Here is an 18,292-nt window from a genome sequence, read left to right as displayed (position 1 = left end):
GATGTTCGTAATGGAGTTGAGCGTTATTGGATAGAGGTAGCGAATGAATAATCCAAAACCACAAGAATGGAAAAGCGAGGATCTCAGTCAAGGGCGTATTATTGATTACAAGGCCTTCAACTTTGTGGATGGAGAGGGTGTGCGTAACTCTCTCTATGTATCAGGCTGCATGTTTCACTGCGAGGGTTGCTATAATGTTGCCACTTGGTCTTTCAATGCTGGTATTCCCTATACAGCAAAATTAGAAGAACAGATCATGGCAGACCTTGCCCAGCCCTATGTTCAAGGCTTGACTTTATTAGGAGGAGAACCCTTCCTTAATACAGGAATCCTTTTGCCACTTGTTAAACGTATCCGGAAGGAATTGCCAAACAAAGACATCTGGTCATGGACTGGCTACACTTGGGAAGAAATGATGTTGGAGACACAAGATAAACTGGAACTCTTATCACTGATTGACATTCTGGTTGATGGACGATACGATCGAACTAAGAGAAATCTCATGCTCCAGTTTCGAGGTTCGTCCAATCAACGCATCATCGATGTGCAAAAATCGCTCAAAAGTGGGCAAGTAGTGATTTGGGATAAGCTCAATGACGGGAAAGAAAGCTATGAACAGGTGAAGAGAGAGTAACTTTCTTCTATGAAAGAATAGTTAAATAAATGACTTATAAAAAAGAAAACAGTTTCATTGTAAAAAAACGAAAAAACAGCAACAAATCCCTTGCAATCGCAGGGGCTTTGTGTTATTCTATTATGGTGCTGTAAATTACAGCCTTAGCTTTGATGCAAGAGGTTGCGACACGCTCGGTTGCATTGCCACGCAACACCGCGTCGGTTTTCTTGTGGAGCTAGCCTATTATCTTAAATAGACGAAAAGGAGAAAAAGATGGCAAACAAAAAAATCCGTATCCGTTTGAAAGCTTACGAACACCGTACGCTTGACACAGCGGCTGCAAAAATCGTAGAATCAGCTACTCGTACAGGTGCACAAGTTGCGGGTCCAATCCCACTTCCAACTGAACGTAGCCTCTACACAATCATTCGTGCGACTCACAAATATAAAGACTCTCGCGAACAATTCGAAATGCGTACACACAAACGTTTGATCGATATCGTTAATCCAACTCAAAAAACAGTTGATGCTTTGATGAAATTGGATCTTCCAAGTGGTGTAAACGTAGAAATCAAACTTTAATCTAAAATATAAAAGAGCAGAGGCTGGTGTTTCAATCTAATTGAACACGGGCTAAACTCGGTGTGAAAAAGATAAACTTCCTAGTGTCTGCTAGACACTGCGTCAGTTTCCTATTTTCACTTTGAGTTTGACGCCCTTTGTATCTTAGACTTGAGCATAAAAAACGCTCGTTAAAAACTTTTTGAATAAAAAATATAGAAAAGGAACTATTTTCTCATGACAAAAGGAATCTTAGGGAAAAAAGTGGGAATGACTCAAATCTTCACTGAAGCTGGCGAATTGATCCCTGTAACAGTTATTGAAGCAACTCCAAACGTTGTTCTTCAAGTTAAAACTGTTGAAACAGACGGATACAACGCTATCCAAGTTGGTTTCGATGACAAACGCGAAGTATTGAGCAACAAACCTGCTAAAGGACATGTAGCGAAAGCTAACACGGCTCCTAAGCGCTTCATTCGTGAATTCAAAAACGTTGAAGGCTTGGAAGTTGGTGCTGAAATCACAGTTGAAACATTCGCAGCTGGAGATGTTGTTGACGTAACTGGTACTTCTAAAGGTAAAGGTTTCCAAGGTGTTATCAAGCGCCACGGACAATCACGTGGACCAATGGCTCACGGTTCTCGTTACCACCGTCGTCCAGGTTCTATGGGACCTGTTGCACCTAACCGCGTATTCAAAGGTAAAAACCTTGCAGGACGTATGGGTGGCGACCGCGTAACAATTCAAAACCTTGAAGTTGTACAAGTTGTTCCAGAAAAGAACGTTATCCTTATCAAAGGTAACGTACCAGGTGCTAAGAAATCTCTTATCACTATCAAATCAGCAGTTAAAGCTGGTAAATAATAAGGAAAGGGGAATACAGTCAAAATGGCAAATGTAACATTATTCGACCAAACTGGTAAACAAGCGGGCGAAGTTGTTCTTAACGATGCAATCTTTGGTATCGAACCAAACCAATCTGTTGTGTTTGATGTGATCATCAGCCAACGTGCTAGCCTTCGTCAAGGAACTCACGCAGTTAAAAACCGCTCAGCTGTTTCAGGTGGCGGACGCAAACCATGGCGTCAAAAAGGAACTGGACGTGCTCGTCAAGGTTCTATCCGCTCTCCACAATGGCGTGGTGGTGGAATCGTCTTCGGACCAACTCCACGTAGCTATGCGTACAAACTTCCTCAAAAAGTTCGTCGCCTTGCGCTTAAATCTGTTTACTCAGAAAAAGTTGCTGAAAATAAATTTGTAGCCGTTGATTCTCTTGAATTTACAGCTCCAAAAACTGCTGAATTTGCAAAAGTTCTTGCAGCTTTGAGCATCGATTCTAAAGTCCTTGTTATTCTTGAAGAAGGAAACGAATTCGCAGCTCTCTCAGCTCGTAACCTTCCAAACGTGAAAGTTGCGACTGCTACAACTGCAAGTGTTCTTGACATCGCAAATAGTGACAAACTTCTTGTTACTCAAGCAGCTATCTCTAAAATCGAGGAGGTTCTTGCATAATGAATTTGTATGATGTTATCAAAAAACCTGTAATCACTGAAAGCTCAATGGCTCAACTTGAAGCAGGAAAATATGTATTTGAAGTTGACACTCGTGCACACAAACTTTTGATTAAGCAAGCTGTTGAAGCTGCTTTCGAAGGTGTTAAAGTTGCAAATGTTAACACAATCAACGTAAAACCAAAAGCTAAACGTGTTGGACGTTACACTGGTTTTACTAACAAAACTAAAAAAGCTATCATCACACTTACAGCTGATTCAAAAGCAATCGAGTTGTTTGCTGCTGAAGCTGAATAATCTAAGGAGGAAATATCGTGGGAATTCGTGTTTATAAACCAACAACAAACGGTCGCCGTAATATGACTTCTTTGGATTTCGCTGAAATCACAACAAGCACTCCTGAAAAATCATTGCTTGTTGCATTGAAGAGCAAGGCTGGTCGTAACAACAACGGTCGTATCACAGTTCGTCACCAAGGTGGTGGACACAAACGTTTCTACCGTTTGGTTGACTTCAAACGTAACAAAGACAACGTTGAAGCAGTTGTTAAAACAATCGAGTACGATCCAAACCGTTCTGCAAACATCGCTCTTGTACACTACACTGACGGTGTGAAAGCATACATCATCGCTCCAAAAGGTCTTGAAGTTGGTCAACGTATCGTTTCAGGTCCAGAAGCAGATATCAAAGTCGGAAACGCTCTTCCACTTGCTAATATCCCAGTTGGTACTTTGATCCACAACATCGAGTTGAAACCAGGTCGTGGTGGTGAATTGGTACGTGCTGCTGGTGCATCTGCTCAAGTATTGGGTTCTGAAGGCAAATACGTTCTTGTTCGTCTTCAATCAGGTGAAGTTCGTATGATTCTTGGAACTTGCCGTGCTACAGTTGGTGTTGTCGGAAACGAACAACATGGACTTGTAAACCTTGGTAAAGCAGGACGTAGCCGTTGGAAAGGTATCCGCCCAACAGTTCGTGGTTCTGTAATGAACCCTAACGATCACCCACACGGTGGTGGTGAAGGTAAAGCACCAGTTGGTCGTAAAGCACCATCTACTCCATGGGGCAAACCTGCTCTTGGTCTTAAAACTCGTAACAAGAAAGCGAAATCTGACAAACTTATCGTTCGTCGTCGCAACGAGAAATAATATTAAACTAGTCGCTTAAGCAACTAGTAAATCCGCCAGCTCGGTAGCGCTCCATAGGAGCGCAAGCCGCTGTGGTACAACATTTAAAGGAGAAAATATAAAAATGGGACGCAGTCTTAAAAAAGGACCTTTCGTCGATGAGCATTTGATGAAAAAAGTTGAAGCTCAAGCTAACGACGAAAAGAAAAAAGTTATTAAAACTTGGTCACGTCGTTCAACGATCTTCCCAAGTTTCATTGGTTACACTATTGCAGTTTATGACGGACGTAAACACGTACCTGTTTACATCCAAGAAGACATGGTAGGTCACAAACTTGGTGAATTTGCACCAACTCGTACTTACAAAGGTCACGCTGCAGACGACAAGAAAACACGTAGAAAATAAGGAGAACATAAATGGCAGAAATTACTTCAGCTAAAGCAATGGCTCGTACAGTACGTGTTTCACCTCGTAAATCACGTCTTGTTCTTGATAACATCCGTGGTAAAAGCGTAGCCGATGCAATCGCAATCTTGACATTCACTCCAAACAAAGCTGCTGAAATCATCTTGAAAGTTTTGAACTCAGCTGTAGCTAACGCTGAAAACAACTTTGGTTTGGATAAAGCTAACTTGGTAGTATCTGAAGCATTCGCAAACGAAGGACCAACTATGAAACGTTTCCGTCCACGTGCGAAAGGTTCAGCTTCACCAATCAACAAACGTACAGCTCACATCACTGTAGCTGTTGCAGAAAAATAAGGAGGTAAAATCGTGGGTCAAAAAGTACATCCAATTGGTATGCGTGTCGGCATCATCCGTGATTGGGATGCCAAATGGTATGCTGAAAAAGAATACGCGGATTACCTTCATGAAGATCTTGCAATCCGTAAATTCGTTCAAAAAGAACTTGCTGACGCAGCAGTTTCAACTATCGAAATCGAACGCGCAGTAAACAAAGTTAACGTTTCACTTCACACTGCTAAACCAGGTATGGTAATCGGTAAAGGTGGTGCTAACGTTGATGCACTCCGTGCAAAACTTAACAAATTGACTGGAAAACAAGTACACATCAACATCATCGAAATCAAACAACCTGATTTGGATGCTCACCTTGTAGGTGAAGGAATTGCTCGTCAATTGGAGCAACGTGTTGCTTTCCGTCGTGCACAAAAACAAGCAATCCAACGTGCAATGCGTGCTGGAGCTAAAGGAATCAAAACTCAAGTATCAGGTCGTTTGAACGGTGCAGATATCGCCCGTGCTGAAGGATACTCTGAAGGAACTGTTCCACTTCACACACTTCGTGCAGATATCGATTACGCTTGGGAAGAAGCAGATACTACATACGGTAAACTTGGTGTTAAAGTATGGATCTACCGTGGTGAAGTTCTTCCAGCTCGCAAAAACACTAAAGGAGGTAAATAACCAATGTTAGTACCTAAACGTGTTAAACACCGTCGTGAATTCCGTGGAAAAATGCGCGGTGAAGCAAAAGGTGGAAAAGAAGTAGCATTCGGTGAATACGGTCTTCAAGCTACAACTAGCCACTGGATCACTAACCGCCAAATCGAAGCTGCTCGTATCGCCATGACTCGTTACATGAAACGTGGTGGTAAAGTTTGGATTAAAATCTTCCCACACAAATCATACACTGCTAAAGCTATCGGTGTGCGTATGGGATCTGGTAAAGGGGCACCTGAAGGTTGGGTAGCACCAGTTAAACGTGGTAAAGTGATGTTCGAAATCGCTGGTGTATCTGAAGAGATCGCTCGCGAAGCGCTTCGTCTTGCTAGCCACAAATTGCCAGTTAAATGTAAATTCGTAAAACGTGAAGCAGAATAAGGAGAAGGCATGAAACTTAATGAAGTAAAAGAATTTGTTAAAGAACTTCGTGGTCTTTCTCAAGAAGAACTCGCGAAGCGCGAAAACGAATTGAAAAAAGAATTGTTTGAACTTCGTTTCCAAGCTGCTACTGGTCAATTGGAACAAACAGCTCGCTTGAAAGAAGTTAAAAAACAAATCGCTCGTATCAAAACAGTTCAATCTGAAGCGAAATAATAGACTAGGGAAGGAGAAATTTCAATGGAACGCAATAATCGTAAAGTTCTTGTTGGACGTGTTGTATCTGACAAAATGGACAAGACAATCACAGTTGTAGTTGAAACAAAACGTAACCACCCAGTCTATGGTAAACGTATTAACTACTCTAAAAAATACAAAGCTCATGATGAAAACAATGTTGCCAAAGAAGGCGATATCGTACGTATCATGGAAACTCGCCCGCTTTCAGCTACAAAACGTTTCCGTCTTGTAGAAGTTGTTGAAGAAGCGGTCATCATCTAATCAAACCTGAAAGGAGAAAACTGAAATGATTCAAACAGAAACTCGTTTGAAAGTCGCAGACAACAGCGGTGCTCGCGAAATCTTGACTATCAAAGTTCTTGGTGGTTCAGGACGTAAATTTGCAAACATCGGTGATGTTATCGTGGCATCTGTAAAACAAGCTACTCCTGGTGGTGCGGTTAAAAAAGGTGACGTTGTTAAAGCAGTTATCGTTCGTACTAAATCAGGTGCTCGTCGTGCTGATGGTTCATACATCAAATTTGACGAAAACGCAGCAGTTATCATCCGTGAAGACAAAACTCCTCGCGGAACACGTATCTTTGGTCCAGTTGCACGTGAATTGCGTGAAGGTGGCTTCATGAAGATCGTGTCACTTGCTCCAGAAGTACTTTAATTTTTAGAAACAAACTAGTCCCCTGGATTTACCTCCAGGGTGCCCTTATGGGCGTAAGAAAAATCAAGGAGAAACCTAATGTTTGTAAAAAAAGGCGACAAAGTTCGCGTAATCGCTGGTAAAGATAAGGGAACAGAAGCTGTTGTCCTTACTGCCCTTCCAAAAGTAAACAAAGTTATCGTTGAAGGTGTTAACATCGTTAAGAAACACCAACGTCCAACTAACGAGCTTCCTCAAGGTGGGATCATCGAGAAAGAAGCAGCTATCCACGTATCAAACGTTCAAGTATTGGACAAAAATGGTGTAGCTGGCCGTGTTGGTTACAAATTTGTAGACGGTAAAAAAGTTCGCTACAACAAAAAATCAGGCGAAGTGCTTGATTAATCACGAAGGAAAGGAGAAGTATAATGGCAAATCGTTTAAAAGAAAAATATCTTAATGAAGTAGTTCCTGCTTTGACAGAACAATTCAACTACTCATCAGTGATGGCTGTGCCTAAAGTAGATAAGATCGTTTTGAACATGGGTGTTGGTGAAGCTGTATCAAACGCTAAAAGCCTTGAAAAAGCTGCTGAAGAATTGGCACTTATCTCAGGTCAAAAACCACTTATCACTAAAGCTAAAAAATCAATCGCCGGCTTCCGTCTTCGTGAAGGTGTTGCGATCGGTGCAAAAGTTACCCTTCGTGGTGAACGTATGTACGAATTCTTGGATAAATTGGTTTCAGTTTCACTTCCACGTGTACGTGACTTCCACGGTGTTCCAACAAAATCATTTGATGGACGCGGAAACTACACACTTGGTGTGAAAGAACAATTGATCTTCCCAGAAATCAACTTCGATGACGTTGACAAAACTCGTGGTCTTGACATCGTTATCGTAACAACTGCTAACACTGACGAAGAGTCACGTGCATTGCTTACAGGCCTTGGAATGCCTTTTGCAAAATAATATAGGAGGTAAATCTAATGGCTAAAAAATCAATGATTGCTAAGAACAAACGTCCAGCGAAGTTCTCTACTCAAGCTTATACTCGTTGTGAAAAATGTGGTCGTCCACATTCAGTTTACCGCAAATTTAAACTTTGCCGTGTTTGCTTCCGTGAATTAGCTTACAAAGGACAAATTCCTGGTGTAACAAAAGCATCTTGGTAATTTAAGATATCAAGGGCGTCAAAACTCTAAGTGAAAATAGGAAACTTGACGAAGAAACTGAAGTTTCTAGGAAAGTTTATCTTTTTCACACAGAGTTTAGCCCGGGTTCAGTTGGACTTGCCAATTTGAACACGAGCTACAGCTTTAGCAAAAAAGACCAATTTTCTTTGGAGCATCGCTCCTGCATCAAATTGCCTATTTTTGCTCTTGCTGTTACGCTCTTTGTATCATGTATTAACTAGCAAGTGCAACTTGCAAACTACTAGTAAGAGGAGAAAAACAAAATGGTTATGACTGACCCAATCGCAGACTTCCTAACTCGTATTCGTAACGCTAACCAAGCTAAACACGAAGTACTTGAAGTACCTGCATCAAACATCAAAAAAGGGATTGCTGAAATCCTTAAACGCGAAGGTTTTGTTAAGAACGTTGAAATCATCGAAGATGACAAACAAGGCATCATCCGTGTATTCCTTAAGTACGGACCAAACGGTGAAAAAGTTATCACTAACTTGAAACGTGTTTCTAAACCAGGACTTCGTGTCTACAAAAAACGTGAAGACCTTCCAAAAGTTCTTAACGGACTTGGAATTGCTATCCTTTCAACTTCTGAAGGTTTGCTTACTGATAAAGAAGCACGCCAAAAGAATGTTGGTGGTGAGGTTATCGCTTACGTTTGGTAATTGATGATGTGAGAGCGTTAAAAGAATGCAGTGAAAATAGGAAGTTTGCAGCAGGAGCGATGCTCCAAGACAAACTTATCTTTTTCACTAAATTCTTAGCTCGAACTCAAATCAAGATACAAAGCTCGTTAGAGCGTGTTCAGTTCAGCTCTTGAACTAAATAAGTATCTGAACCCCGTGAAAACTGGCCGTTCTGGCCTGACAATTTAACAGGAGAAAATAAACATGTCACGTATTGGTAATAAAGTTATCGTGTTGCCTGCTGGTGTAGAAATCACTAACAATGACAACGTTGTAACTGTAAAAGGACCTAAAGGAGAACTTACTCGTGAGTTCTCAAAAGATATCGAAATCCGTGTGGAAGGTACTGAAGTAACTCTTCACCGTCCAAACGATTCAAAAGAAATGAAAACTATCCACGGAACTACTCGTGCCCTTTTGAACAACATGGTTGTTGGTGTATCAGAAGGATTCAAGAAAGAACTTGAAATGCGCGGGGTTGGTTACCGTGCACAACTTCAAGGATCTAAACTTGTTTTGGCTGTTGGTAAATCTCATCCAGACGAAGTTGAAGCTCCAGAAGGAATTACTTTTGAACTTCCAAACCCAACAACAATTGTTGTTAGCGGGATTTCAAAAGAAGTAGTTGGTCAAACAGCTGCTTACGTACGTAGCCTTCGTTCACCAGAACCATATAAAGGTAAAGGTATCCGTTACGTTGGTGAATTCGTTCGCCGTAAAGAAGGTAAAACAGGTAAATAATGTTGAGTGGTTGATTCTCAACCACCAACCTATTTTCCAACTTTGTGCATAGCACACGATTTAAAACTAAAGAGGTGAAAACTGTGATTTCAAAACCAGATAAAAACAAACTCCGCCAAAAACGCCACCGTCGCGTTCGCGGAAAACTCTCTGGAACTGCTGATCGCCCACGTTTGAACGTATTCCGTTCTAATACAGGCATCTACGCTCAAGTGATTGATGACGTAGCGGGTGTAACGCTCGCAAGTGCTTCAACTCTTGACAAAGAAGTTTCAAAAGGAACTAAAACTGAACAAGCCGTTGCTGTCGGTAAACTCGTTGCAGAACGTGCAAACGCTAAAGGTATTTCAGAAGTGGTGTTCGACCGCGGTGGATATCTATATCACGGACGTGTGAAAGCTTTGGCTGATGCAGCTCGTGAAAACGGATTGAAATTCTAATAGGAGGACACTAGAAAATGGCATTTAAAGACAATGCAGTTGAATTAGAAGAACGCGTAGTTGCTGTCAACCGTGTTACAAAAGTTGTTAAAGGTGGACGTCGTCTTCGTTTCGCAGCTCTTGTTGTTGTTGGTGACCACAACGGTCGCGTAGGATTTGGTACTGGTAAAGCTCAAGAAGTTCCAGAAGCAATCCGTAAAGCAGTAGATGATGCTAAGAAAAACTTGATCGAAGTTCCTATGGTTGGAACAACAATCCCACACGAAGTTCTTTCAGAATTCGGTGGAGCTAAAGTATTGTTGAAACCTGCTGTAGAAGGTTCTGGAGTTGCCGCTGGTGGTGCAGTTCGTGCCGTTGTGGAATTGGCAGGTGTGGCAGATATTACATCTAAATCACTTGGTTCTAACACTCCAATCAACATTGTTCGTGCAACTGTTGAAGGTTTGAAACAATTGAAACGCGCTGAAGAAGTTGCTGCCCTTCGTGGTATTTCAGTTTCTGATTTGGCATAAGAAAGGGGATAAAATGGCTCAAATTAAAATTACTTTGACTAAGTCTCCAATCGGACGCATTCCATCACAACGTAAAACTGTTGTAGCACTTGGACTTGGCAAATTGAACAGCTCTGTTATTAAAGAAGATAACGCTGCTATCCGTGGTATGATCACAGCAGTATCTCACTTGGTAACAGTTGAAGAAGTAAACTAATGAATTTTTAGGGGATGTGCACTATACCATCCCCTAAAACTAGATATAGTCATCTATGATGACGTCGTATAGGCGAGTTGATGGGGGAGACAACCTTTTCTCCCTTATCGGCGCTAGCATTTTACAAAAGAGGAGAAAATAAAAATGAAACTTCATGAATTGAAACCTGCAGAAGGTTCTCGTAAAGTACGTAACCGCGTTGGTCGTGGTACTTCATCAGGTAACGGTAAAACATCTGGTCGTGGTCAAAAAGGTCAAAAAGCTCGTAGCGGTGGCGGTGTACGTCTTGGTTTTGAAGGTGGACAAACTCCATTGTTCCGTCGTCTTCCAAAACGTGGATTCACTAACATCAACGCTAAAGAATACGCAATTGTGAACCTTGACCAATTGAACGTCTTTGAAGATGGTGCTGAAGTTACTCCAGTTGTTCTTATCGAAGCAGGAATTGTTAAAGCTGAGAAATCAGGTATTAAAATTCTTGGTAACGGTGAGTTGACTAAGAAATTGACTGTGAAAGCAGCTAAATTCTCTAAATCAGCTGAAGAAGCTATCACTGCTAAAGGTGGTTCAGTAGAAGTCATCTAAGAGAGGTGACCTATGTTTTTTAAATTATTAAGAGAAGCTCTTAAAGTCAAGCAGGTTCGATCAAAAATTTTATTTACAATTTTTATCGTTTTGGTCTTTCGTATCGGAACTAGCATAACAGTTCCTGGTGTGAATGCCAATAGCTTGAATGCTTTAAGTGGATTATCCTTCTTAAACATGTTGAGCTTGGTGTCAGGGAATGCCATGAAAAACTTTTCAGTTTTTGCTCTTGGTGTTAGTCCCTACATTACGGCCTCTATCGTTGTCCAACTCTTGCAAATGGATATTTTACCCAAATTTGTAGAGTGGGGTAAACAAGGGGAAGTAGGTCGAAGAAAATTAAATCAAGCTACTCGTTATATTGCTCTTGTTCTAGCCTTTGTGCAATCTATCGGGATTACAGCTGGTTTTAATACTTTGGCTGGAGCTCAATTGTTGAAAACAGCTCTTACACCACAAGTCTTTATCATGATTGGTATCATCTTAACAGCTGGAAGTATGATTGTGACTTGGTTGGGAGAGCAAATTACAGATAAGGGATACGGAAATGGTGTTTCTATGATTATCTTTGCCGGGATTGTTGCCTCAATTCCAGAGATGATTCAAGGCATCTATGTTGACTACTTTGTGAACGTCCCAAGTAGCCGTATCAACTCATCTATCATTTTCGTAATCATTTTGATTATTACTGTATTGTTGATCATTTATTTTACAACTTATGTTCAACAAGCAGAATACAAAATTCCAATCCAATATACTAAGGTTGCACAAGGTGCTCCATCTAGCTCTTACCTTCCTTTGAAGGTAAACCCTGCTGGAGTTATCCCTGTTATCTTTGCAAGTTCGATTACTGCAGCGCCTGCGGCTATTCTTCAGTTTTTGAGCGCTACAGGTCATGATTGGGCTTGGGTGAGAACAGCACAAGAAATGCTGGCAACAACTTCACCAACTGGTATTGCTATGTATGCTTTATTGATTATTCTCTTTACATTCTTCTATACGTTTGTACAGATTAATCCTGAAAAAGCAGCAGAAAACCTACAAAAGAGCGGTGCATATATCCACGGAGTTCGTCCTGGTAAAGGTACAGAAGAATATATGTCTAAACTTCTTCGTCGTCTTGCAACTGTTGGTTCCCTCTTCCTTGGTGTGATTTCTATTTTACCGATCGTAGCAAAAGATGTTTTCGGACTTTCAGAAGCAGTTGCTTTTGGAGGAACTAGTCTTTTGATCATTATCTCTACAGGTATTGAAGGAATCAAACAATTGGAAGGTTACCTATTGAAACGTAAGTATGTTGGTTTCATGGACAGAACAGAATAAAAGTATTTACTGAGTCAGTAAATGCTGAGGGAGTGGAGGTTTAACTCTAACATTAGTGAGAGTTTGGTCTCCCCTCTTCTATTTTGTTTTTAAATAGGGGTGAAAAGACTTTTTGCTTCTATTTAAAAATAAAATAAGGAGATCAAATCATGAATCTTTTGATTATGGGCTTACCTGGTGCAGGTAAGGGAACTCAAGCAGCAAAAATCGTAGAACAATTCCATGTTGCACATATCTCAACAGGTGATATGTTCCGTGCTGCTATGGCAAATCAAACTGAAATGGGTGTTCTTGCTAAGTCATACATTGACAAGGGTGAATTGGTTCCTGACGAAGTTACAAATGGGATCGTAAAAGAACGTCTTTCACAAGATGATATTAAAGAAACAGGATTCTTGTTGGATGGTTACCCACGTACAATTGAACAAGCTCATGCCTTGGACAAAACATTGGCTGAACTTGGCATTGAACTAGAAGGGGTCATCAACATTGAAGTGAATCCAGATAGCCTCTTGGAACGTTTGAGTGGCCGTATCATCCACCGTGTAACTGGAGAAACTTTCCACAAGGTCTTTAACCCACCAGTTGACTATAAAGAAGAAGATTACTACCAACGTGAAGATGATAAGCCTGAGACAGTCAAACGTCGTTTGGATGTGAATATTGCTCAAGGGGAACCAATCATTGCTCACTACCGTGCCAAAGGTTTGGTTCATGACATCGAAGGTAATCAAGATATCAATGATGTCTTCTCAGATATCGAAAAAGTATTGACAAATTTGAAATAAAGCGTTTTTCACACTTGCAAAAATCCGCTACAAATGTTATACTGAGATAGTCTGACTTATAATTGTTGTCTCTGTGTCTAGAGGCATCGAATCGAAATTTATGGAGGTGCTTTTGCGTGGCAAAAGACGATGTGATTGAAGTTGAAGGCAAAGTAGTTGATACAATGCCGAATGCAATGTTTACGGTTGAACTTGAAAATGGACATCAGATTTTAGCAACAGTTTCTGGTAAAATTCGTAAAAACTATATTCGTATTTTAGCGGGAGATCGTGTTACTGTCGAAATGAGTCCATATGACTTGACACGTGGACGTATCACTTACCGCTTTAAATAATCGAAAAACTTGGAGGGATAAGAAATGAAAGTAAGACCATCGGTCAAACCAATTTGCGAATACTGTAAAGTTATTCGTCGTAATGGTCGTGTTATGGTAATTTGCCCAGCAAATCCAAAACACAAACAACGTCAAGGTTAAGATAGAAAGGAGAAAACATGGCTCGTATTGCTGGAGTTGACATTCCAAATGACAAACGCGTAGTAATCTCATTGACTTATGTTTATGGTATCGGACTTGCAACATCTAAGAAAATTTTGGCTGCTGCTGGAATCTCAGAAGATGTTCGTGTACGTGATCTTACATCAGATCAAGAAGATGCTATCCGTCGTGAAGTGGATGCAATCAAAGTTGAAGGTGACCTTCGTCGTGAAGTAAACTTGAACATCAAACGTTTGATGGAAATCGGTTCATACCGTGGTATCCGTCACCGTCGTGGACTTCCTGTCCGTGGACAAAACACTAAAAACAACGCCCGCACTCGTAAAGGTAAAGCTGTTGCGATTGCTGGTAAGAAAAAATAATATAGGAGGTAAAAGTCTTGGCTAAACCAACACGTAAACGTCGTGTGAAGAAGAATATCGAATCTGGTATTGCTCATATTCACGCTACATTTAATAACACTATTGTTATGATTACTGATGTGCATGGTAATGCAATTGCTTGGTCATCAGCTGGTGCTCTTGGTTTCAAAGGTTCTCGTAAATCTACACCATTCGCTGCTCAAATGGCTTCTGAAGCTGCTGCTAAATCTGCACAAGAACACGGTCTTAAATCAGTTGAAGTTACTGTAAAAGGTCCAGGTTCTGGTCGTGAGTCAGCTATTCGTGCGCTTGCTGCCGCTGGTCTTGAAGTAACAGCAATTCGTGATGTGACTCCAGTGCCACACAATGGTGCTCGTCCTCCAAAACGTCGCCGTGTATAATCATCGCATTACACTGCTTTTCGTTTAAGAGGGAGTAACTAAATGATCGAGTTTGAAAAACCAAATATAACAAAAATTGATGAAAATAAAGATTATGGCAAGTTTGTAATCGAACCACTTGAACGTGGCTACGGTACAACTCTTGGTAACTCTCTTCGTCGTGTACTTCTAGCTTCTCTACCAGGAGCAGCTGTGACATCTATCAACATTGATGGTGTGTTACATGAGTTTGACACAGTTCCAGGTGTTCGTGAAGATGTGATGCAAATCATTCTGAACATTAAAGGAATTGCAGTGAAATCGTACGTTGAAGACGAAAAAATCATCGAACTAGATGTTGAAGGTCCTGCTGAAGTAACAGCTGGTGACATTTTGACAGATAGCGATATTGAAATTGTAAATCCAGATCATTATCTCTTTACAATCGGTGAAGGTTCTTCCCTAAAAGCGACTATGACTGTTAACAGTGGTCGTGGATATGTACCTGCTGATGAAAATAAAAAGGATAATGCACCAGTTGGAACACTTGCTGTAGATTCTATTTATACACCAGTTACAAAAGTCAACTATCAAGTGGAACCTGCTCGTGTAGGTAGCAATGATGGATTTGACAAATTAACCCTTGAAATCTTGACTAATGGAACAATTATTCCAGAAGATGCTTTAGGGCTTTCAGCACGTATTTTGACAGAACATCTTGATTTGTTTACAAATCTTACTGAGATTGCTAAGTCAACTGAAGTGATGAAAGAAGCTGACACTGAATCTGACGATCGTATTTTGGATCGTACGATTGAGGAACTGGACTTGTCTGTGCGTTCATACAACTGTTTGAAACGTGCCGGTATCAATACTGTGCATGATTTGACAGAAAAATCTGAAGCAGAGATGATGAAAGTACGAAATCTTGGACGCAAGAGTTTGGAAGAAGTGAAACTCAAACTCATTGATTTGGGTCTTGGATTAAAAGATAAATAAAGGAGGAATACATGGCTTACCGTAAACTAGGACGCACTAGCTCACAACGTAAAGCAATGCTTCGCGATTTGACAACTGACCTTTTGATCAACGAATCAATCGTGACAACTGAAGCTCGTGCTAAAGAAATCCGTAAAACTGTTGAAAAAATGATTACTCTAGGTAAACGTGGTGATTTGCATGCACGTCGTCAAGCAGCTGCTTTCGTACGTAATGAAATCGCATCTGAAAACTATGATGAAGCAGCTGATAAGTACACTTCTACTACAGCACTTCAAAAATTGTTCTCAGAAATCGCACCTCGTTATGCTGAACGTAACGGTGGATACACTCGTATCCTTAAAACTGAACCACGTCGTGGTGATGCAGCGCCAATGGCGATCATCGAATTAGTATAAAATCATCAATTTTGTTGAGTGTTATGATGATGGAGTCTTGTGCTCTTAGTCTAGCTCTGGTCTACCGCTAGGATTTCGGTCCTAGCGGGAACACTCATCATAAGTTGGGATAGTAGACGCTTGTTTACGAAATTGTTTTTTTCTTAAGAACAACTTCGTAAGCAGGCGTTTTTGAGTATTTTAGTTGGAATTATGCTATACTATTTAAGAAGAAATCTGCTAAATGTTCAGGTTTCCTATTTTAAGAAGAATTGGAGTTTGCTTATGAAAGCGATTATAACTGTTGTTGGTAAAGATAAATCTGGAATTGTTGCAGGTGTTTCTGGTAAAATTGCAGAATTGGGTTTGAATATTGATGATATCTCTCAAACTGTTTTGGATGAATATTTCACGATGATGGCTGTCGTTTCTAGCGATGAAAAGCAAGATTTTACTTATCTTCGTAATGAATTTGAAAGCTTTGGACAAACTTTGAATGTAAAAATCAATATTCAGAGTGCAGCGATTTTCGAAGCTATGTATAATATCTAGGAGGTGCACATGGATATTAGACAAGTTACTGAAACCATCGCTATGATTGAGGAGCAAAACTTCGATATCAGAACCATTACCATGGGGATTTCCCTTTTGGACTGTATCGATCCCGATATTAATCGTGCTGCGGAGAAAATTTATCAAAAGATTACGACCAAGGCGGCTAATTTAGTGACTGTTGGCGATGAAATTGCAGCTGAGTTGGGAATTCCTATCGTTAATAAGCGTGTATCGGTGACTCCTATTTCTCTGATTGGATCAGCGACAGATGCGACGGACTATGTAGTTTTAGCAAAAGCGCTTGATAAGGCTGCGAAAGAGATTGGTGTGGACTTTATTGGTGGTTTCTCTGCCTTGGTACAAAAAGGGTATCAAAAGGGAGATGAGATTCTCATCAATTCTATTCCTCGTGCTTTGGCTGAAACGGATAAGGTTTGCTCGTCAGTTAATATTGGCTCAACCAAGTCTGGTATTAATATGACGGCTGTGGCAGATATGGGACGAGTTATTAAGGAAACGGCAACTCTATCTGATATGGGGGCAGCTAAGTTGGTTGTATTCGCTAATGCTGTTGAGGACAATCCATTTATGGCGGGTGCCTTTCATGGTGTTGGGGAGGCAGATGTTATCATCAATGTCGGAGTTTCTGGTCCTGGTGTTGTGAAACGTGCCTTGGAAAAAGTTCGTGGACAGAGCTTTGATGTAGTAGCCGAAACAGTTAAGAAAACTGCCTTTAAAATCACTCGTATCGGTCAATTGGTTGGTCAGATGGCTAGTGAAAGACTGGGTGTGGAGTTTGGTATTGTGGACTTGAGTTTGGCGCCAACTCCTGCAGTTGGAGATTCTGTAGCACGTGTCCTAGAAGAAATGGGACTAGAGACAGTTGGTACGCATGGAACGACGGCTGCCTTGGCTCTCTTGAACGACCAAGTTAAGAAGGGCGGAGTTATGGCCTGCAACCAAGTTGGTGGTTTGTCTGGTGCCTTTATCCCTGTTTCAGAGGATGAAGGAATGATTGCTGCAGTGCAAAATGGCTCTCTTAACTTGGAAAAACTAGAAGCCATGACGGCTATCTGTTCTGTTGGTTTGGATATGATTGCTATTCCAGAGGATACACCAGCTGAAACCATTGCGGCCATGATTGCAGATGAGGCTGCAATTGGTGTTATTAACATGAAAACAACAGCTGTTCGTATCATTCCAAAAGGAAAAGAGGGCGATATGATTGAATTTGGTGGCCTATTAGGTACTGCACCTGTTATGAAGGTTAATGGAGCTTCATCTGTTGATTTCATCTCTCGTGGAGGACAAATCCCAGCACCAATTCATAGTTTTAAAAATTAAGAAAATAAGAGAAATTTTAAGTTCTATTTAAGGTTAGGTGTGTATACTATAATCATTAAATAAAGACCTCCTAATATTATTTGAAACAGATAACTCTGATTTAGTTTGAATTTGATTTTCATCTAATATCTTTATTTAATAGAACTCCTAAACTTTTTCATAATAATCTCCTGCAAAAGTCGCCTGTATGGGTGGCTTTTGTTTTATCATCCATGATATAATAGAAGCAAACGGAGGACGGAAAATGGTAAAAGTACGATTGTATTTGGTACGTCATGGCAAGACTATGTTTAACACGATTGGTCGCGCGCAAGGTTGGAGCGATACTCCTTTAACAACTGAAGGTGAACGAGGGATTCAAGAATTAGGAATCGGTTTGAGAGAGTCTGGTTTACAGTTTGAGCGCGCTTATTCCAGTGATTCTGGCCGCACCATTCAGACTATGGGAATTATCCTTGAAGAACTTGGTCTGCAGGGGAAAATTCCTTATCGCATGGACAAGCGTATCAGAGAATGGTGTTTTGGTAGCTTTGACGGAGCTTATGATGGTGATCTTTTCATGGGCATTATTCCTCGTATCTTTAATGTGGACCACGTTCACCAATTGTCTTATGCTGAACTGGCTGAGGGTTTGGTAGAGGTCGATACAGCTGGTTGGGCTGAAGGTTGGGAAAAACTCAGTGGCCGCATCAAAGAAGGTTTTGAAGCGATTGCCAAAGAAATGGAAGAAAAAGGTGGGGGCAACGCTCTCGTTGTCAGCCATGGAATGACCATTGGAACC

33 protein-coding genes are annotated in these 18,292 nt (G+C 40.8%); all 33 read left to right on the top strand.

The window, feature by feature from the left end:
• Window positions 1-43: 43 nt before the first annotated feature.
• Window positions 44-634 carry an anaerobic ribonucleoside-triphosphate reductase activating protein gene (gene nrdG, locus PAN06_RS08270; RefSeq protein ID WP_061864698.1) on the top strand — a complete coding sequence of 197 codons (591 nt, stop codon included), beginning with the start codon at window positions 44-46 and terminating at the stop codon, window positions 632-634.
• Between the two features lie 255 nt (window positions 635-889).
• Window positions 890-1,198 (top strand): 30S ribosomal protein S10, encoded by a 309-nt coding sequence (gene rpsJ / locus PAN06_RS08265; protein WP_001284513.1) that lies wholly within the window; start codon window positions 890-892, stop codon window positions 1,196-1,198.
• 216 nt (window positions 1,199-1,414) lie between these two features.
• Window positions 1,415-2,041, top strand: a complete 627-nt coding sequence (rplC, locus tag PAN06_RS08260; protein WP_000160197.1) for a 50S ribosomal protein L3 — start codon at window positions 1,415-1,417, stop codon at window positions 2,039-2,041.
• Window positions 2,042-2,065: 24 nt separating this feature from the next.
• A complete protein-coding gene (rplD, locus tag PAN06_RS08255) occupies window positions 2,066-2,689 on the top strand; it encodes a 50S ribosomal protein L4 (RefSeq protein WP_000024549.1) in 624 nt (207 codons plus the stop codon).
• Window positions 2,689-2,985, top strand: coding sequence for a 50S ribosomal protein L23 (locus tag PAN06_RS08250; RefSeq protein WP_001055347.1), 297 nt, complete (start codon window positions 2,689-2,691; stop codon window positions 2,983-2,985). The genes rplD and PAN06_RS08250 overlap by 1 nt, the downstream gene beginning before the upstream one ends.
• Before the next feature lie 17 nt (window positions 2,986-3,002).
• Window positions 3,003-3,836, top strand: a complete 834-nt coding sequence (gene rplB / locus PAN06_RS08245) for a 50S ribosomal protein L2 (protein ID WP_000512911.1) — start codon at window positions 3,003-3,005, stop codon at window positions 3,834-3,836.
• 103 nt (window positions 3,837-3,939) lie between these two features.
• The gene (gene rpsS, locus PAN06_RS08240) at window positions 3,940-4,221 is read left to right on the top strand and encodes a 30S ribosomal protein S19 (RefSeq protein WP_000533766.1); all 282 of its coding nucleotides are present in this window, start codon (window positions 3,940-3,942) and stop codon (window positions 4,219-4,221) included.
• A gap of 11 nt (window positions 4,222-4,232) precedes the next feature.
• Window positions 4,233-4,577 (top strand): 50S ribosomal protein L22, encoded by a 345-nt coding sequence (rplV, locus tag PAN06_RS08235; RefSeq protein WP_000818137.1) that lies wholly within the window; start codon window positions 4,233-4,235, stop codon window positions 4,575-4,577.
• A 12-nt stretch (window positions 4,578-4,589) separates the two neighbouring features.
• On the top strand, window positions 4,590-5,243 hold the full coding sequence (gene rpsC, locus PAN06_RS08230; protein ID WP_000529936.1) for a 30S ribosomal protein S3: 654 nt from the start codon (window positions 4,590-4,592) through the stop codon (window positions 5,241-5,243).
• 3 nt (window positions 5,244-5,246) lie between these two features.
• Window positions 5,247-5,660: a 50S ribosomal protein L16 gene (rplP, locus tag PAN06_RS08225; RefSeq protein ID WP_000960946.1), complete on the top strand. Its 414-nt coding sequence runs from the start codon at window positions 5,247-5,249 to the stop codon at window positions 5,658-5,660.
• Between the two features lie 9 nt (window positions 5,661-5,669).
• Window positions 5,670-5,876, top strand: a complete 207-nt coding sequence (rpmC, locus tag PAN06_RS08220) for a 50S ribosomal protein L29 (RefSeq protein ID WP_000772918.1) — start codon at window positions 5,670-5,672, stop codon at window positions 5,874-5,876.
• A 24-nt stretch (window positions 5,877-5,900) separates the two neighbouring features.
• Window positions 5,901-6,161: a 30S ribosomal protein S17 gene (gene rpsQ / locus PAN06_RS08215; RefSeq protein WP_000440801.1), complete on the top strand. Its 261-nt coding sequence runs from the start codon at window positions 5,901-5,903 to the stop codon at window positions 6,159-6,161.
• 25 nt (window positions 6,162-6,186) lie between these two features.
• Window positions 6,187-6,555 (top strand): 50S ribosomal protein L14, encoded by a 369-nt coding sequence (rplN, locus tag PAN06_RS08210; RefSeq protein ID WP_000616545.1) that lies wholly within the window; start codon window positions 6,187-6,189, stop codon window positions 6,553-6,555.
• A 78-nt stretch (window positions 6,556-6,633) separates the two neighbouring features.
• Window positions 6,634-6,939 carry a 50S ribosomal protein L24 gene (gene rplX / locus PAN06_RS08205; RefSeq protein ID WP_000497691.1) on the top strand — a complete coding sequence of 102 codons (306 nt, stop codon included), beginning with the start codon at window positions 6,634-6,636 and terminating at the stop codon, window positions 6,937-6,939.
• Between the two features lie 23 nt (window positions 6,940-6,962).
• Complete coding sequence (rplE, locus tag PAN06_RS08200) at window positions 6,963-7,505, top strand: 50S ribosomal protein L5 (protein ID WP_000013542.1); 543 nt, start codon at window positions 6,963-6,965, stop codon at window positions 7,503-7,505.
• A gap of 17 nt (window positions 7,506-7,522) precedes the next feature.
• On the top strand, window positions 7,523-7,708 hold the full coding sequence (locus PAN06_RS08195; RefSeq protein ID WP_001085697.1) for a type Z 30S ribosomal protein S14: 186 nt from the start codon (window positions 7,523-7,525) through the stop codon (window positions 7,706-7,708).
• A gap of 284 nt (window positions 7,709-7,992) precedes the next feature.
• Window positions 7,993-8,391, top strand: coding sequence for a 30S ribosomal protein S8 (gene rpsH, locus PAN06_RS08190; RefSeq protein WP_000245504.1), 399 nt, complete (start codon window positions 7,993-7,995; stop codon window positions 8,389-8,391).
• Between the two features lie 225 nt (window positions 8,392-8,616).
• Window positions 8,617-9,153 carry a 50S ribosomal protein L6 gene (rplF, locus tag PAN06_RS08185; protein WP_000086626.1) on the top strand — a complete coding sequence of 179 codons (537 nt, stop codon included), beginning with the start codon at window positions 8,617-8,619 and terminating at the stop codon, window positions 9,151-9,153.
• An 83-nt stretch (window positions 9,154-9,236) separates the two neighbouring features.
• Window positions 9,237-9,593: a 50S ribosomal protein L18 gene (rplR, locus tag PAN06_RS08180; RefSeq protein ID WP_000624044.1), complete on the top strand. Its 357-nt coding sequence runs from the start codon at window positions 9,237-9,239 to the stop codon at window positions 9,591-9,593.
• A 17-nt stretch (window positions 9,594-9,610) separates the two neighbouring features.
• Window positions 9,611-10,105, top strand: coding sequence for a 30S ribosomal protein S5 (gene rpsE / locus PAN06_RS08175; RefSeq protein ID WP_000874202.1), 495 nt, complete (start codon window positions 9,611-9,613; stop codon window positions 10,103-10,105).
• A gap of 13 nt (window positions 10,106-10,118) precedes the next feature.
• Window positions 10,119-10,301, top strand: coding sequence for a 50S ribosomal protein L30 (gene rpmD / locus PAN06_RS08170; protein ID WP_000057241.1), 183 nt, complete (start codon window positions 10,119-10,121; stop codon window positions 10,299-10,301).
• Between the two features lie 144 nt (window positions 10,302-10,445).
• Window positions 10,446-10,886 (top strand): 50S ribosomal protein L15, encoded by a 441-nt coding sequence (gene rplO / locus PAN06_RS08165; RefSeq protein ID WP_000766087.1) that lies wholly within the window; start codon window positions 10,446-10,448, stop codon window positions 10,884-10,886.
• 12 nt (window positions 10,887-10,898) lie between these two features.
• A complete protein-coding gene (gene secY, locus PAN06_RS08160) occupies window positions 10,899-12,209 on the top strand; it encodes a preprotein translocase subunit SecY (protein ID WP_000465403.1) in 1,311 nt (436 codons plus the stop codon).
• A 149-nt stretch (window positions 12,210-12,358) separates the two neighbouring features.
• The gene (locus tag PAN06_RS08155) at window positions 12,359-12,997 is read left to right on the top strand and encodes an adenylate kinase (RefSeq protein ID WP_001050436.1); all 639 of its coding nucleotides are present in this window, start codon (window positions 12,359-12,361) and stop codon (window positions 12,995-12,997) included.
• A 116-nt stretch (window positions 12,998-13,113) separates the two neighbouring features.
• The gene (gene infA, locus PAN06_RS08150; protein ID WP_001029883.1) at window positions 13,114-13,332 is read left to right on the top strand and encodes a translation initiation factor IF-1; all 219 of its coding nucleotides are present in this window, start codon (window positions 13,114-13,116) and stop codon (window positions 13,330-13,332) included.
• Between the two features lie 24 nt (window positions 13,333-13,356).
• Window positions 13,357-13,473 carry a 50S ribosomal protein L36 gene (rpmJ, locus tag PAN06_RS08145; protein ID WP_001808836.1) on the top strand — a complete coding sequence of 39 codons (117 nt, stop codon included), beginning with the start codon at window positions 13,357-13,359 and terminating at the stop codon, window positions 13,471-13,473.
• A gap of 17 nt (window positions 13,474-13,490) precedes the next feature.
• A complete protein-coding gene (rpsM, locus tag PAN06_RS08140) occupies window positions 13,491-13,856 on the top strand; it encodes a 30S ribosomal protein S13 (protein WP_000090781.1) in 366 nt (121 codons plus the stop codon).
• Window positions 13,857-13,873: 17 nt separating this feature from the next.
• The gene (gene rpsK / locus PAN06_RS08135) at window positions 13,874-14,257 is read left to right on the top strand and encodes a 30S ribosomal protein S11 (protein ID WP_001118385.1); all 384 of its coding nucleotides are present in this window, start codon (window positions 13,874-13,876) and stop codon (window positions 14,255-14,257) included.
• Window positions 14,258-14,299: 42 nt separating this feature from the next.
• Complete coding sequence (locus tag PAN06_RS08130; RefSeq protein WP_000568988.1) at window positions 14,300-15,235, top strand: DNA-directed RNA polymerase subunit alpha; 936 nt, start codon at window positions 14,300-14,302, stop codon at window positions 15,233-15,235.
• An 11-nt stretch (window positions 15,236-15,246) separates the two neighbouring features.
• The gene (rplQ, locus tag PAN06_RS08125; protein WP_084889262.1) at window positions 15,247-15,633 is read left to right on the top strand and encodes a 50S ribosomal protein L17; all 387 of its coding nucleotides are present in this window, start codon (window positions 15,247-15,249) and stop codon (window positions 15,631-15,633) included.
• A gap of 264 nt (window positions 15,634-15,897) precedes the next feature.
• Window positions 15,898-16,164: an ACT domain-containing protein gene (locus tag PAN06_RS08120; RefSeq protein ID WP_000644125.1), complete on the top strand. Its 267-nt coding sequence runs from the start codon at window positions 15,898-15,900 to the stop codon at window positions 16,162-16,164.
• A 9-nt stretch (window positions 16,165-16,173) separates the two neighbouring features.
• Window positions 16,174-17,511 (top strand): PFL family protein, encoded by a 1,338-nt coding sequence (locus PAN06_RS08115; RefSeq protein WP_269796039.1) that lies wholly within the window; start codon window positions 16,174-16,176, stop codon window positions 17,509-17,511.
• A gap of 244 nt (window positions 17,512-17,755) precedes the next feature.
• Window positions 17,756-18,292: histidine phosphatase family protein (locus PAN06_RS08110; RefSeq protein WP_269796038.1), on the top strand; the 537-nt coding region annotated here is incomplete at its 3' end.

This window comes from Streptococcus sp. SM3 (assembly GCF_027497875.1).
Note: the sequence above shows the minus strand (reverse complement) of the source record. Positions and strands in the feature narration are given on the sequence as shown.

Excerpts from the sequence above, each read along its gene's own strand:
- rplQ (WP_084889262.1), top strand. The coding sequence starts at position 15,247 with ATGGCTTACCGTAAACTAGGACGCACTAGCTCACAACGTAAAGCAATG.
- rpsJ (WP_001284513.1), top strand. The coding sequence starts at position 890 with ATGGCAAACAAAAAAATCCGTATCCGTTTGAAAGCTTACGAACACCGT.
- rplD (WP_000024549.1), top strand. The coding sequence starts at position 2,066 with ATGGCAAATGTAACATTATTCGACCAAACTGGTAAACAAGCGGGCGAA.
- rpsS (WP_000533766.1), top strand. The coding sequence starts at position 3,940 with ATGGGACGCAGTCTTAAAAAAGGACCTTTCGTCGATGAGCATTTGATG.
- rplX (WP_000497691.1), top strand. The coding sequence starts at position 6,634 with ATGTTTGTAAAAAAAGGCGACAAAGTTCGCGTAATCGCTGGTAAAGAT.
- rplO (WP_000766087.1), top strand. The coding sequence starts at position 10,446 with ATGAAACTTCATGAATTGAAACCTGCAGAAGGTTCTCGTAAAGTACGT.
- rpsM (WP_000090781.1), top strand. The coding sequence starts at position 13,491 with ATGGCTCGTATTGCTGGAGTTGACATTCCAAATGACAAACGCGTAGTA.
- PAN06_RS08130 (WP_000568988.1), top strand. The coding sequence starts at position 14,300 with ATGATCGAGTTTGAAAAACCAAATATAACAAAAATTGATGAAAATAAA.
- rpmD (WP_000057241.1), top strand. The coding sequence starts at position 10,119 with ATGGCTCAAATTAAAATTACTTTGACTAAGTCTCCAATCGGACGCATT.
- PAN06_RS08195 (WP_001085697.1), top strand. The coding sequence starts at position 7,523 with ATGGCTAAAAAATCAATGATTGCTAAGAACAAACGTCCAGCGAAGTTC.
- rplP (WP_000960946.1), top strand. The coding sequence starts at position 5,247 with ATGTTAGTACCTAAACGTGTTAAACACCGTCGTGAATTCCGTGGAAAA.
- rplE (WP_000013542.1), top strand. The coding sequence starts at position 6,963 with ATGGCAAATCGTTTAAAAGAAAAATATCTTAATGAAGTAGTTCCTGCT.
- rplV (WP_000818137.1), top strand. The coding sequence starts at position 4,233 with ATGGCAGAAATTACTTCAGCTAAAGCAATGGCTCGTACAGTACGTGTT.
- rpmJ (WP_001808836.1), top strand. The coding sequence starts at position 13,357 with ATGAAAGTAAGACCATCGGTCAAACCAATTTGCGAATACTGTAAAGTT.
- rpsQ (WP_000440801.1), top strand. The coding sequence starts at position 5,901 with ATGGAACGCAATAATCGTAAAGTTCTTGTTGGACGTGTTGTATCTGAC.
- rpmC (WP_000772918.1), top strand. The coding sequence starts at position 5,670 with ATGAAACTTAATGAAGTAAAAGAATTTGTTAAAGAACTTCGTGGTCTT.
- rpsE (WP_000874202.1), top strand. The coding sequence starts at position 9,611 with ATGGCATTTAAAGACAATGCAGTTGAATTAGAAGAACGCGTAGTTGCT.
- rplN (WP_000616545.1), top strand. The coding sequence starts at position 6,187 with ATGATTCAAACAGAAACTCGTTTGAAAGTCGCAGACAACAGCGGTGCT.
- PAN06_RS08155 (WP_001050436.1), top strand. The coding sequence starts at position 12,359 with ATGAATCTTTTGATTATGGGCTTACCTGGTGCAGGTAAGGGAACTCAA.
- rplC (WP_000160197.1), top strand. The coding sequence starts at position 1,415 with ATGACAAAAGGAATCTTAGGGAAAAAAGTGGGAATGACTCAAATCTTC.
- PAN06_RS08115 (WP_269796039.1), top strand. The coding sequence starts at position 16,174 with ATGGATATTAGACAAGTTACTGAAACCATCGCTATGATTGAGGAGCAA.
- nrdG (WP_061864698.1), top strand. The coding sequence starts at position 44 with ATGAATAATCCAAAACCACAAGAATGGAAAAGCGAGGATCTCAGTCAA.
- rpsH (WP_000245504.1), top strand. The coding sequence starts at position 7,993 with ATGGTTATGACTGACCCAATCGCAGACTTCCTAACTCGTATTCGTAAC.
- PAN06_RS08120 (WP_000644125.1), top strand. The coding sequence starts at position 15,898 with ATGAAAGCGATTATAACTGTTGTTGGTAAAGATAAATCTGGAATTGTT.
- secY (WP_000465403.1), top strand. The coding sequence starts at position 10,899 with ATGTTTTTTAAATTATTAAGAGAAGCTCTTAAAGTCAAGCAGGTTCGA.
- rplF (WP_000086626.1), top strand. The coding sequence starts at position 8,617 with ATGTCACGTATTGGTAATAAAGTTATCGTGTTGCCTGCTGGTGTAGAA.
- PAN06_RS08250 (WP_001055347.1), top strand. The coding sequence starts at position 2,689 with ATGAATTTGTATGATGTTATCAAAAAACCTGTAATCACTGAAAGCTCA.